This is a genomic window from Curtobacterium sp. MCSS17_016, assembly GCF_003234255.2.
Lineage (GTDB): Bacteria > Actinomycetota > Actinomycetes > Actinomycetales > Microbacteriaceae > Curtobacterium > Curtobacterium flaccumfaciens.
In genome coordinates this window covers 2800096-2812566 of sequence record NZ_CP126254.1, presented here as the reverse complement: position 1 = coordinate 2812566, position 12471 = coordinate 2800096, and the positions used below count along the sequence as shown (strand labels likewise).

At 73.2% G+C, this 12471-nt stretch carries 12 protein-coding genes; 6 read left to right on the top strand and 6 right to left on the bottom strand.

The window, feature by feature from the left end; all coding sequences use genetic code 11:
- Positions 1-149 precede the first annotated feature (149 nt).
- From DEJ19_RS13250 to DEJ19_RS13235, 4 genes are read right to left on the bottom strand one after another with little or no spacing between them, the layout of a single operon-like run.
- Complete coding sequence (locus DEJ19_RS13250; protein WP_111233252.1) at positions 150-605, bottom strand: DUF1810 domain-containing protein; 456 nt, start codon at positions 603-605, stop codon at positions 150-152.
- On the bottom strand, positions 602-1393 hold the full coding sequence (locus tag DEJ19_RS13245) for a YqjF family protein (protein ID WP_181441530.1): 792 nt from the start codon (positions 1391-1393) through the stop codon (positions 602-604). Before DEJ19_RS13245 ends, DEJ19_RS13250 begins: the two co-directional genes overlap by 4 nt.
- Positions 1390-1788 carry a DoxX family protein gene (locus DEJ19_RS13240; protein ID WP_181441531.1) on the bottom strand — a complete coding sequence of 133 codons (399 nt, stop codon included), beginning with the start codon at positions 1786-1788 and terminating at the stop codon, positions 1390-1392. The genes DEJ19_RS13245 and DEJ19_RS13240 overlap by 4 nt, the downstream gene beginning before the upstream one ends.
- 47 nt (positions 1789-1835) lie before the next feature.
- The gene (locus tag DEJ19_RS13235) at positions 1836-3104 is read right to left on the bottom strand and encodes a bifunctional phosphopantothenoylcysteine decarboxylase/phosphopantothenate synthase (RefSeq protein WP_111095288.1); all 1269 of its coding nucleotides are present in this window, start codon (positions 3102-3104) and stop codon (positions 1836-1838) included.
- A gap of 64 nt (positions 3105-3168) precedes the next feature.
- Between DEJ19_RS13235 and DEJ19_RS13230 the strand changes: the two genes are divergently transcribed.
- A complete protein-coding gene (locus tag DEJ19_RS13230; protein WP_181441532.1) occupies positions 3169-3960 on the top strand; it encodes an NRDE family protein in 792 nt (263 codons plus the stop codon).
- A 181-nt stretch (positions 3961-4141) separates the two neighbouring features.
- On the opposite strand, the gene DEJ19_RS13225 is transcribed toward DEJ19_RS13230, so the two are convergent.
- Positions 4142-5080, bottom strand: coding sequence for an SDR family oxidoreductase (locus DEJ19_RS13225; protein WP_111100180.1), 939 nt, complete (start codon positions 5078-5080; stop codon positions 4142-4144).
- 124 nt (positions 5081-5204) lie between these two features.
- On the opposite strand from DEJ19_RS13225, the gene DEJ19_RS13220 reads away from it, so the two are divergent.
- The 3 genes from DEJ19_RS13220 (at position 5205) to DEJ19_RS13210 (ending at position 8056) form a co-directional block, all read left to right on the top strand.
- Positions 5205-6314 (top strand): LLM class flavin-dependent oxidoreductase, encoded by a 1110-nt coding sequence (locus DEJ19_RS13220; protein WP_111233255.1) that lies wholly within the window; start codon positions 5205-5207, stop codon positions 6312-6314.
- 207 nt (positions 6315-6521) lie between these two features.
- Positions 6522-7184 carry a hypothetical protein gene (locus DEJ19_RS13215; protein WP_111233256.1) on the top strand — a complete coding sequence of 221 codons (663 nt, stop codon included), beginning with the start codon at positions 6522-6524 and terminating at the stop codon, positions 7182-7184.
- A gap of 380 nt (positions 7185-7564) precedes the next feature.
- The gene (locus tag DEJ19_RS13210; protein WP_071405093.1) at positions 7565-8056 is read left to right on the top strand and encodes a pyridoxamine 5'-phosphate oxidase family protein; all 492 of its coding nucleotides are present in this window, start codon (positions 7565-7567) and stop codon (positions 8054-8056) included.
- A 108-nt stretch (positions 8057-8164) separates the two neighbouring features.
- On the opposite strand, the gene DEJ19_RS13205 is transcribed toward DEJ19_RS13210, so the two are convergent.
- Positions 8165-9412, bottom strand: coding sequence for a mannosyltransferase family protein (locus tag DEJ19_RS13205; protein ID WP_111233257.1), 1248 nt, complete (start codon positions 9410-9412; stop codon positions 8165-8167).
- A gap of 204 nt (positions 9413-9616) precedes the next feature.
- Between DEJ19_RS13205 and DEJ19_RS13200 the strand changes: the two genes are divergently transcribed.
- Complete coding sequence (locus tag DEJ19_RS13200) at positions 9617-11026, top strand: MFS transporter (RefSeq protein ID WP_111233258.1); 1410 nt, start codon at positions 9617-9619, stop codon at positions 11024-11026.
- 133 nt (positions 11027-11159) lie between these two features.
- On the top strand, positions 11160-11936 hold the full coding sequence (locus DEJ19_RS13195; protein ID WP_071405095.1) for an endonuclease/exonuclease/phosphatase family protein: 777 nt from the start codon (positions 11160-11162) through the stop codon (positions 11934-11936).
- Positions 11937-12471 lie beyond the last annotated feature (535 nt).

The window sequence follows — 12471 nt, the reverse complement described above, 5'->3', positions numbered from 1 at the left end:
AACGGGCACGGTCGACATCGCACGTGCTCGCATCACCGTACCTGATATGACAACGGCGTTGCGGTCGGCTCACTGTGTGCAGGTGCAGGTGCAGGTGCCGCTGGTGCCCGTTTCGGTGCCGGCCTGACCGGTGGCGCTCCGGTGCGTCCTCAGCGCTCCCCGAGCAGGCGGACCGTGGCCGGGTCCTCGGCGCCGTCGTACCAGCGGTCGAGCACGGCGACGAACGGCCCCGGGTCGGCCGCGATCCGGGCGAAGAGCGTCATCGACGACCGGAGCTTCACCGCGTCGATGCCCCCGAGCAGGGCGTCGGCGGAGCGGGCGGGGGCGTCGTGTGCGACGTCGGTCGCAGTGAGCAGACGGGGCCCGAGCACCGGGTGCGTCAGGTAGGCGCGGGCTTCGTCCACGCCGGTGATCGCGAAGCGCACGGCCGTGGCGCTCCGCCCCAGACCGGCCAGCTGCGGGAACACGAACCACATCCAGTGCGACGACTTCCGGCCCCGACGGAGTTCGTCGAGCGCGACGTCGTACACACCCTGCTGGGCCCGGACGAAGCGGTCGAGGTCGAACGGGTCGTCGGCCTGTGCGTGCGGCTGTGCGTCCGTCACCGGACGACCCCGCCCCAGCCGTACCGGACGGTCGTGCCGTCGACCACGAGCAGGGAGTCCGGGGCCCGGTCGAACAGTCCGGGCATGCCGACGGCGTCGGGCAGGTCGCCCTCGAGTCGGTCGAGCGTGGCCGAACGGGTGGTGAGCACCGGGTGCTGTCGCTGCCAGAACAGGGTCTGCGCCAGGTACCGCGCGTGGATGCCGGCGCGGGTGGTGAGCTCGGCGGCCAGCGGGGTGTCGACGACCTCGCCGGCGGTCACCCGCACCGAGGCCGCGTGCTTCGGCCGCACCGCACCGGTCGGGCGTTCCTGCCGGAGCGACCGCGCCCACCGCACGGGGTGCAGCGCGCGGGTCGGGTGCCGGACGGACCGGTGCGCCACCGCGTCACCGCGGCGACGGGAACGTGCGTGCGCGAACGTGTACGGCACGCCGAGCAGTGCGTGCGCGGCCACGATGGCGGGCACGTTCGCGGTGTCGACCGTGCGGTAGGTCACCCCGCGGCGCCCATGGTCGTCCACCGTGAGCACCTCGATCGTGACCTCGGTCATGGTGCCGAGCCGCCCGGCAGAGGGAAACGGTGGCACCCGGGTCTCCCGGAACACGTACGCCGACAGCCCCACCCAGGCGCTGCCGTCGACCACGTCCGGACGGGTGCCGCGCGGGACGAGCCGCTGCAGCGACGCCGGGTCGTGCCGCCAGTGCGCGAACACGATGTCCTCCCAGGCGTGCTGGGTGACCGGGCGGTGCAGCAGGGGCACCGCCGCGCGGGTCCACGACGGCTGGGTCACGGCTTCGGTGCGTGCCGACCGACGCGCATGCTCCAGAGGACCAGCGGCAGCTGCAGGGGGAGCCGCAGGACCCCGATCAGCCGCATCGCCCGGCTCGAGCGGGGATGGTCGAGCAGGTCGTTCGCCATCTTGAGGTTCGCCGGGAACACCGCCGCGAACAGCGCAGCCGCCGCCCAGCCCGAGGCACGGCGGGTGGCGGGGAACGCGAGCCCGGCGGCGATGCCCAGCTCGGCCGCCCCGGAGGCCAGCGTGGTCAGCCGCGGAGGCAGGGCCTCCGGCACGATCCGGTCGAAGTGGGTCGGGCGCAGGAAGTGCATGGTGCCCGCCGCGCCGAGGGCCACCGCCAGGATGGTGGCCGTGCGGTTGGCACGTCGGATCCGCTCACGTCGTCGCATGCGCCCCATCGTGCCCGCTCGTCCTCGGAAGCAGCCGGAGACGCTGCTCACGTCAGTGCGGTCGCGACGAGGTCGAGGACCGCCGTCGCCACCTCGGCCTTCGTGCCGGAGGTCTCGCGGACCACCTCGCCACCGGGCACCAGGACCTCGATCGCGTTCTCCTCGCGCTCGAAGCCGGCCGACCAGCCGACGTGGTTCACGACGAGCAGGTCCGCCGGCTTCCGGCTGATCTTGGCGCGTCCGAGCTCGATCCGTGCGTCGCGGTCGGGCTCGGTCTCGGCGGCGAACCCGACGATGATCTGCCCGGTCCGCCGCGCCGCGACGAGGTCGGCGAGCACGTCCGGGTTCCGCACCAGCTCGAGCGTCATGCGCTCGCCCTGGGCGTCCTTCTTGAGCTTCTCGGTGAGCACCTCGGCGGGACGGTAGTCGGCGACGGCGGCGGTCATCACGACGACGTCGGCTTCGGTGGCGGCGGCGTGCACGGCCTCGGCGAGTTCGAGCGCGGACCCGACGGGCACCACGGTCGCGTCCAGTCCGGCGGTCAGCGAGCCCTCGACGTTCGCGGCGACGAGGGTCACGGACGCGCCACGACGGACGGCGTCGGCGGCGATCGCGATGCCCTGACGGCCGCTCGAGCGGTTGCCGACGAACCGCACCGGGTCGAAGGGCTCGCGGGTGCCGCCCGCGCTGACGACGACACGGACGCCGGCCAGGTCGCCCTGTTCACCACGGGCTCCGGTGCTGGACGCGGTGCCGGTGTCCGCACTGCGGCGGCCGGCCGGGGCGGGGTGCTGGTCGAGCACGGCGAGCGCTGCGGCGACGATGTCCTCGGGCTCCGCCATCCGACCGATGCCCGCGTCGTCGCCGGTGAGCGCGCCGACGACCGGGCCGACCAGGTGGACGCCGCGGTCACGCAGCGTGGCGACGTTCGCACGGGTCGCGGGGTGCTCCCACATCTGCGGGTGCATCGCCGGGGCGACCACCACGGGTGCCTCGGTCGCGAGCAGCGTCGTGCCGAGCAGGTCGCTCGCCAGGCCGTGCGCCATCCGCGCCAACGAGTCGGCGGTGGCTGGGGCGATGACGACCAGGTCGGCGCGGCGACCGAGCGCGACGTGGCGCACCTCGGCGACGTCGTCCCACACGCTCGTGGTGACGGGGTTGCGGCTGAGGGCCTCGAGCGTCGGCAGTCCGACGAAGCGGAGGGCGCCCTCGGTCGGGACGACGTGCACGTCGTGGCCGCGCTTGACGAGGTCGCGGACGACCCCGACGGCCTTGTAGGCGGCGATGCCCCCGGTGATCCCCACGATGACGGTCAGGGCGCGCTCTGCTGCTGCGTTCACCTGGCTCACGCTACCGGGGCCACGTGCGAGGATCGACGGCATGTGCACCGTCGTCGTCCGCGTCGACCCCGGGTCCGCGTGGCCCGTCACCGTGCTCGCCCTGCGGGACGAGTCGCCCGAGCGCCCGTGGGACCCGCCCGCTGCCTGGTGGCCGGACCGGGACCCGGACCTCCGTGGTGTCCGTGACCGCTCCGCCGGTGGTGCGTGGCTCGCCGCGTCCGACCGCGCCGGCCTGGCCGTGGTGCTCAACCGCGCCGAACCCGTGACGAGCGTCGACGGCACGTGGACGACCCGCGGCGTGGTGCCGGTGGACGCCGTCGCCGACGACCTGCTGCCCGGACACGACGGCACCCTGCCGACCACCCGGGCCTTCAACCTGGTGCGCGCCACGGCCGAGGGCGCCTCGGTGCTGACCTGGGACGGTGAACAGGTCCGCACCACCGACCTCGGCCCCGGCGTCCACATGGTCACGCACGGTGCGGCCGACGACCCCGCGGCGCCGCGCATCGGTCGGTGGCTCGAGGCCTTCCGTGCCGTCGACGCCCCGGCCGGCCCACCGGTGCTCGGCCCGTTCGACGAACTCCGCGCCGTGGACTCCGGTGGTGACGCCGGGGACGGCTGGGGTGGCTGGTTCGGCGTGCTGGCGGAGTCCGCAGCGCTGCCGAGCGACCACCCCGACGCGATCCTCCGCGACGTGCACGAGGCCGAGGGGCACATGACGACCCTGTCGATCGTCGCCGCGGCGATCGCGCCGGGGCGCACCGTCCTGCAGCACGCCCGCCTGACCGAACCCGGGAAGCTGGACGGGTCGGTGGAGCTGCACCGCGCCTGACGCCGGCGACGCACCGGGCCCGCCCCGGGCCTCCCGCGAGACGCCGGCGTGCCCGTTCGACGCCGCCAGGTGCGCGAGACGCCTCCGGATTCAGCGGCGTCTCGTGGAGCTGGAGGCGTCCTGGCGAGACGCCGGCGTCTTGGCGAGACGCCGGCGTCTTGGCGAGACGCCGGCGTCTCTGCTAGAGCGGCGGGCGCGTCCCGGTGAGGTCCTCGGCGACGGCCCAGAGCGAGCGGGCGAGGTCGGCGCTCCGCGCGGACCCGGGGATCGACACGGTGGTGGTCGGACCGGTCATGCCGAACGGACCCGAGGGCCCGTAGTAGGCGCCGCCGACGGCGTTCGGCCCGACCGCGGCGTACAGCAGCGGCTCGGTGCCCTGCTCGACGGCCTGGGTGAACGGCAGGGCGCGGTTGCTCGACCGCACCGGCTTCGACCGACCGAGCGAGCGCCCTGCGGCCTGCAGGTTCGTCCGGGTGTAGCCGGGGTGGGCGGCGGTGCTGACCAGGGGCACGTCGGCCTCGACGGTCAGGCGGTGCAGGTGCAGCGCGAGCAGCAGGTCGGCGAGCTTCGACTGCGCGTAGGCGCGCCAGCCGTTGTAGCCGCGCTCCCACTGCAGGTCGGCGAAGCGGATCCGGCCGGGGATCGCGGCGAGGCTCGACATCGTGACGACCCGGGGTGCCTCGGCCAGGGGACCGTCGGCGAGGGGCGTGCGCGCACGCAGCAGCGACGGCAGCAGCAGGTTCGTCAGGGCGAACGGGCCGAGGAAGTTCGTGCCGAACTGCAGCTCGAATCCGTCGACGGTCTCGAAGCGCTCCGGCGGCGCCATCACGCCGGCGTTGTTGACCAGGACGTCGATCGGACGTTCCTCGTCGACGATGCCGCTGGCGAAGCGGCGGACGCTCGCCAGGTCGGCGAGGTCGAGTTCGCGGACCTCCACGTCGGCTCCGGGGTTAGCGGCGCGGATGCCGGCGGCGGCGGTCTCGCCCTTCTCGGTGCTGCGGACGGCGAGCACGACGCTGGCGCCGGCTCCGGCGAGGCGCAGGGCGGCCTCCTGTCCGGTGCCGCTGTTGGACCCGGTGACGACGATGCGGCGTCCGGTCTGGTCGGGGAGGTTCGGCATGCGGGTGACCGTACTCGTGCGGGCTGGCCGGCCCCGGTCCGGGCCCGGCCCGGGCCCCGGTGCGCGCGCGCCGGGGTCGTGCTATGTTGATGCAAACGCATGGAAGTGCGACCAGGAGGACACCATGAGCAACGCATTCGGCACCGACCGTCCCTCGGACGTCCCGCCGCCCGCACCCGACCGGATCGGACCGCTGCAGCTCGGCCTCGACACCTTCGGTGACGTCACCGAGCGCGCCGACGGCAGCCTGCAGTCCGACGCGCAGAGCATCCGCGACGTCGTCGACCAGGCCGTCCTCGCCGACCAGGTCGGCGTCGACTTCATCGGCGTCGGGGAGCACCACCGAGCCGACTTCGTCGTGAGCGCCCCCGAGGTCGTCCTCGCCGCGATCGCCGCCAGCACCGAGCGCATCCGGATGGGCTCCGCGGTCACGGTGCTGTCCTCCGACGACCCCGTCCGCGTGTACGAGCGCTTCGCCACCGTCGACGCCCTGTCGAACGGCCGCGCCGAGGTCATCCTGGGTCGTGGCTCCTTCACCGAGTCGTTCCCGCTGTTCGGCTACGAGCTGAGCGACTACGAGGTCCTGTTCGAGGAGAAGCTCCAGCTCTGGGCGGCCCTGCGCGGCGGCGACGCCGTCACCTGGTCCGGCACGAAGCGTGCGGGTCTGGTCGACCAGGACGTCTTCCCGAAGCTCGAGCACGGCGCCATCCCGACGTGGATCGGTGTCGGCGGCTCCCCGCAGTCGGTCATCCGTGCCGCGTCGTACGGCCTGCCGCTGTTCCTCGCCATCATCGGCGGGCAGCCAGCCCAGTTCGCCCCGTTCTCGCGCCTGTACCGCCAGGCCCTCGCGCAGCTCGACCTGCCGCAGCAGCCCATCGCGATGCACTCGCCGGGCTTCGTGGCCGCCACCGACGAAGAGGCCGCCGAGCGCTACTGGCCGTACCACAAGGCCGTCACCGACCAGCTCGGCCGGGAGCGCGGCTGGCCGCCCCTCGACGTCGCCGGGTACCGCGCGAGCCTGTCGGCCGGCGGCTCGCTCTACGTCGGCTCCCCGGAGACCGTCGCCCGGAAGGTCGCGCGCAACATGCGGATCCTCGGCGCCTCGCGCTTCGACATGCGGTACGCCACGGGTCGCCTGCCGCACGCCGACATGATGCGCTCGATCGAGCTCTACGGCACCGAGGTCGCACCCCGCGTGCGCGAGCTGCTGGCGCAGCCCGTCCCCGTCGCCTGACGGTCGCGGGCCCGTCCGGGGTCCGGTCCGGTTCGGTCCGCAAGACACCGGTGTTCGCGCTCCACACCACCCTTCGCGGGTGTTCGGAGCGTGGACACCGGTGTTTTGCGTTCAGGTTCCGTCTGACACGGGCGCGCGGGCAACGGCCGGGAGGCCCGGGGCGGCCGCCGAGATCGGCTCACGGGGGCCGCGGGTACGGTCCAGGGCATGTCGTCACGCCCCGACCACGCCTCCGGTCCCGCTGCTGGTCACGCCTCCGACTCCGTCGTCGAACGCCGGTTCCGCGGCCGGATCATGGGCGTCGGCACCACCTCGGGCGTCCGGATCGTCGTCGGCATGTGGGACCGGTCACCGTTCGGGCCGTTCACGGACGTGTTCCTCGAACTCCCCGACGGCTCCAGCGTGCTGCTCGCGCCCGACGAGATCGTCGCCGCGTACGTCTCCGGCACCTACCGCTTCGACACCGTCTCGGTCGTCGACGTCCGCGCCCGCCGCACCGCCAGCGGGCTCGAGCTGTCCGCCGGGGCGCTGCAGGCCTCGATCGACGTCGGCGGCATCTCGCCGCTCGGCCGGATCCTGCGCATCGTCCCGAAGCCGATCGCCCGCGACCCGCGCTGGCTCGCCGCGATCGACCCCGTGGCACGGCTGCTCGCGCCCGGGTCCGGGACCGCGGGCTCGGCGGGCAACGGCCGGCGCGAGTACTACGGCGTCACCGGGGCGCACGACGTCACCGGCGTGCGGGGGACCTGGGCGGGGGAGCCCCTCGGGGACCTGGCACCGCTCGACCCGCCCGTGGCGTTCGGCTTCGCCTCGATGCCGAAGATCCCGCAGGTCGTCGACGTCGAGACCACGATCCGCGAACCCGCCTGACGCCGGCTGGCCCGCCCACGGGGCCGCCCGCCGGTTCCGTGCGTGCGCATGTTCCGACGATCCGCGCGTCGATCGACTCGTGTCCGGTCGCTCGATGCACACGCATCCGGTGCGTGTGCATGCAACGACGTTCCACCTGTCGATCGACGCGTGTGGTGTCGCTTCCTGCACACGCATGCACGGCTCGGAGGCCGGCGCGCGCCGGGCGGGGGCGGCGCGGCGGGCGTGCACCGGGCCTCCAGGCCGACCGCGACCGGACCACGTCGACGCGCCGGGCTGACGCGTCCAGCGCCGGAGGGGCACACTGGTCGGAACGGTACGGCCCCGTGCACCGACGGTCGCACGTCGGCGGAGCGGGGCGCATGACGCAAAGGAGCACCATGACCGACACACAGACGGACCAGCGCGCCGCCATCTCGGACATCGTCCACGGCGCCCACACGGCACTGCTCACCACGGTGAGCGAGGACGGGAACCTGCACGCCAGGCCCCTCGCGGTGCAGGACAAGACGTTCCACGGGACCCTGCGGTTCCTGGTGCAGGACGGCAGCGAGAAGGTCGAGGACATCGCGCGGAACCCGCACGTCAACGTCTCGATCGAGTCGCAGGGCGGGTACCTCTCCATCGCCGGGACCGCGACCGTGACCCAGGACGACTCGGTCGTCGACGAGCTGTGGTCCCCGTTCGCCGAGGCCTGGTTCCCCGAGGGCCGTCAGGACCCGTCGATCCGGCTGCTCACGGTCGAGGGGGTCTCAGTCGAGTACTGGACCCAGGACACCGGGCCGGTCGGCAGCCTGGTGCAGATGTTCAAGGCGGCGCTCGGTAAGCAGAGCCAGCCGGACACCGGCGACCACGGCACGGTCGAGCTCTGAGGCGCAACGCGTGACGCGCGACGCCGTCGTCCTGTCCGGACGGCGGCGTCGCGTCATGTCGGGGCGCGTGCACCGGGCCGTCGCCTGCGAGGGCTGCGCGTCAGCCGCTCACGGAGGGCCGAGCAGCCACAGCACCGCGACCAGGACCGGCTGCCCGGCCAACGCGGCCGTCACGAAGGTCCACCGCATCCAGGGCTTCGCGACCAGCTCGGGCGACCCGAACAGCGGCGCGAGCGGCATGAGCAGCCGCGGGGTCGAGGCCATCGGCAGCGACACCGCGAAGATGTAGAGCGCGTACGCGGCCGAGTACAGCACCGTCGTGGGCCCGAGCCGCAGCGTCGAGCGGCGGAGCAGCCAGATCGGGTACGTGACGAGCAGGAACACCACGATCAGGATCCCGCCCACGCCGAGCCAGCGGCCCGCGATGAGGAACCACGGCGTCAGCGGCACGAAGTCCACGCGGCCGATGAAGTTCACCCACCAGGACATCTCGGTCTCCAGGTAGGCGTTCGGTGTCCCGGTGGCGTGCGAGGCGATCACCGGCCAGGCGAGCCCCGCGAGGACCATGGTCAGCCCCGCGGCGACGACCCGGACCTGCTCGCGGAGCGGGAAGCCCTCGAGCACCCGGCCGGTCTCGCGCCGTGCACGGACCCACCGCACGAGTGCGACGACGCCGAGCACGAGCGGGATCGCCAGGGCACCGGGGCGGGTGAAGGCCGCGGCGACGCCGAGTGCCGTCAGGAGCCCGTAGCGCCGACGCTCCAGCGCGAGCAGCGCCCCGAACGACAGCGCGAGGAACATGCTCTCCGCGTACCCGACCTGCAGCAGGAACGACAGCGGACCGCAGCTGAAGAAGAAGACCGCCCACATCGCGGCGGCGTGCCCAGCGCGGTCCCGCACCAGGCGGTGCAGCAGGTAGGTGGCGAGCAGTCCGGCGACGATCGCGACGAGCGGTGCGCCGAGTTCGAACGGCACCCCGGTCGAGGCGGTCAGCGCCCGGATCGCGAAGGGGAACGCCGGCAGGAAGGCCCAGGCGTTCTGCGCGACGTTGCCGGCGGCGTCGAGCGGCAGCGCGTCCGGGTACCCGTGCAGCGAGATCTGCTCGTAGTACTGCCCGTCCCAGGCCACCAGGAAGGCGCCGAACCCGTGCTCGTTGCCCCAGATCGCGTTGCCCGGCAGTGCACGACCGATGAGCGGGTACGCGAGCGCGAGCCAGAGGGTCGACAGGACCCGGCCGCCCGTCCAGACGAGCAGGACCGCCGCCCACGCCGGCAGTGAGGCAACGGTGTCCAGGACACGTCGTCGACCGCTGGCCGTGCCCGCGGCGACCACACCGGCGCTGTCGGTGCGGCTCACGCGCGAGTTCCTCGGCGTTCGGGTGGTCGGGTCGGCACCCGGCCAGGGTAGTCGGCCCGAGCATGAGGATCGCCCGGAACTGCGCCTGGAGGCCCGTCCCGCGTCATGTGCGCTGCGTCGCGCCCGGTGGGTGGCGGGTGCGGCGTCCGGTGGGCGGCCCGTCCGTGACGGCGCGGACGTCCGCGGGCATAGTCTCGGTGGGCGATGACGACGACGGCGACGACACCCAGACGACGGACGCGCAGCACGGCGGTCGCCGTGCTGGTGGCCGGGACCTTCTTCATGGAGCTCCTGGACGGCACGATCCTGGCAACCGCCGCCCCGGCCATGGGGTGTGACCTCGGGGTCGACTCCGCCGCGGTGGGCGTCACGATCACCGCGTACCTCGTGACCCTCGCGGTGTTCATCCCGGTGTCCGGCTGGCTCACCGACCGGATCGGTTCGCGGACCGTCTTCGCCGGGGCCATCGCGCTGTTCACGATCGCGTCCGCCCTGTGCGCGCTGTCCACCGGGCTGGTCGAGCTGACGCTGTGGCGCATCCTGCAGGGGCTCGGTGGAGCGCTCATGGTGCCCGTCGGCCGGCTCGTCGTGCTCCGGAGCGCCGGGCGCGAACAACTCGTCACCGCCATCGCCATCCTGACCTGGCCGGCCCTCGCCGCACCGATCATCGCGCCGTTCATCGGCGGGGTCCTCGTCGAGACGCTGTCGTGGCACTGGATCTTCCTCATCAACATCCCGCTCGGCGTCGTCGCCTTCATCGCCGCCCTGGTGCTCGTGCCGCAGGAGCGTGCGGCGCAGCGGGTGCCGTTCGACTGGTTCGGGTCGCTGCTCGCCTGCGTCGGGCTCGGCTCGCTCGTGGTCATGGCGTCCTTGCTCGCGCTCGACGTCGTGCCGGTCACCGCGGTCGTCGTCTCCGGCATCCTCGGCGCGGTGTGCTGCTGGCTCGCGATCCGGCACTTCCGCCGGGCTCCGCACCCGATCATGGGGCTCGACGCGTTCCGGCTCGAGACCTTCCGGGTGTCGCACGCCGGCGGCGGCCTGTTCCGCCTGGCGGTGTCCGCGGTGCCGTTCGTGCTCCCGCTGCTGTTCCAGGACGCCTGGGGTTGGAGCGCCGTGCTCGCCGGGTCCGCCGTGCTGTGGGTGTTCGTCGGCAACCTCGGCATCAAGCCGATGACGACCCCGTTCCTCCGTTGGTTCGGCTACCGCCCGGTGATCGTCGTGTCGTCGGCCGTCGCCGCGCTGACCGTGGTCGCGATGGCGTTCATGACCGAGGACACCCCGTTCTGGCTGCTCGCCGTCCTGCTCGTCGTCAGTGGTGCCGCCCGCTCCGTGGGCTTCACGGCGTACAACACCATCGCCTTCGCCGACGTCGAGCAGGCCGACATGACCCCCGCGAACACGCTGTCGTCGACGCTGCAGCAGACCGCCGCGGGCTTCGGTGTCGCCGTCGCCGCCGTGGTCATCCGCGCGGCCTCCGGGCTGGGCGGCGACGGGCCGTACGCGGCCGCGTTCTGGGTCATCGCCGCCCTGCTCGTGGTCGCCTGCGTGGAGGGCATCCTGATGAGTCGCACAGCGGGTGACACCGTCCGCCCGGTCCGCCGTGTCCGCGCCTGATCCCGCCGCTGTCCGTTTCCGTCACGGTCACACGGACGAAACCCGGCAGGCGTTACAGTCTCAGCAACCGTCCGCGGTACCCGAGTACGGTGACCGCGGCAGGGTGACCGGAACACCCGGACAGGAAGGCAGCATGGCCGCGCCAGAGCAGCAGAGCACGATCGCATCAGAGCAGACCGTGCAGCCCACGCAGCTCCGTGTCGTCAGTTACAACCTCCGCGAGCACACCGCGAACAGCGAGCTCGCCGCACTGGCCGAGGCGTCCGACGCCGACGTCCTGTGCGTGCAGGAGTGCGACAGCAACGACCTCGCACCGTCGATCGGCGGCCTCTCGCTCGCCGCGTCGACCCGCACCAACCGACTCGGGCTCGCGATCTACAAGCGCGACGACCGCTTCGAGGTGCAGGACTTCAGCATCCACTCGCTGCAGAAGTCGCTGCACGACCGGGTCCTCGCACCCGCGCACGAACGGCTCATCGCGATGCACCTGCGCGACACCGAGGCCGATGCCGAGGTCGTCGTCGCCTCGTTCCACGCCTCACCGCTGACCGCGACGAACTCCCTGCGCCGCAAGCAGATCGAGGCCGCGCACCAGTTCCTGCGCGAGCTGGCGAAGGACGTCCCCGCGGTCATGGTCGGCGACTTCAACTACCCGTGGTTCCAGACGAACCTGCGCCGCAAGATCGAGCAGGGCGGGTTCGCGTTGTCGCTGTCCGACCAGCCGACGTACCTGCGCTACCGCAAGTTCACGGGCCACTTCGACTTCGCGACGAGCGTCGGCCTGCACATCGCGGGCGTCGAGACCCTGCCGGCCGGCATCTCCGACCACCGCCCGATCCTGGTCCGTGCCCACTACGAGCACCCCGGCGAGACCGGCGCCGTCACCACCGTCGAGGCTCCCGCCGCCTGACCCGCGCCGTCGGCCGCTCGTGTCGGCCGCCCAGGTCGCACGACATGCCGCGTGCGCATCGCCGAGTGGTCGGGCACTGTCGGTTGCGGGCCCGGTAAACGACGGTTCGACCGACCTCGCCGGAGGTGAGCGGGGAGTTGTGACCGCTCGGCGGTGGGCCGTCGGGCGCGGCGGCGGGCTCGTGCCGAGGTTGCACGACATGCCGCGTGCGCATCGCCGCGTGGTCGCAAACTGTCGGTTGCGGGGGCGTCGGGCGACGGTTCGTGCGACCTCGGCGGAGGTGAGCGGGGAGTTCCGACCGCTCGGCAGGGGGCCGTCGGGCGCGTCGGCGGCGTGTGCCGAGGTCGCACGACATGCCGCGTGCGTGCCGCCGAGTGGTCGGGCACTGTCGGTTGCGGGCCCGGTAAACGACGGTTCGTGCGACTTCGGCGGAGGTGAGCGGGGAGTTGTGACCGCTCGGCAGCGCGTGCCGAGGTCGCTCGACGTGCCGTGTGCGCGGCGCCGAGTGGTCGGGAACTGTCGGTTGCGGGGGCGT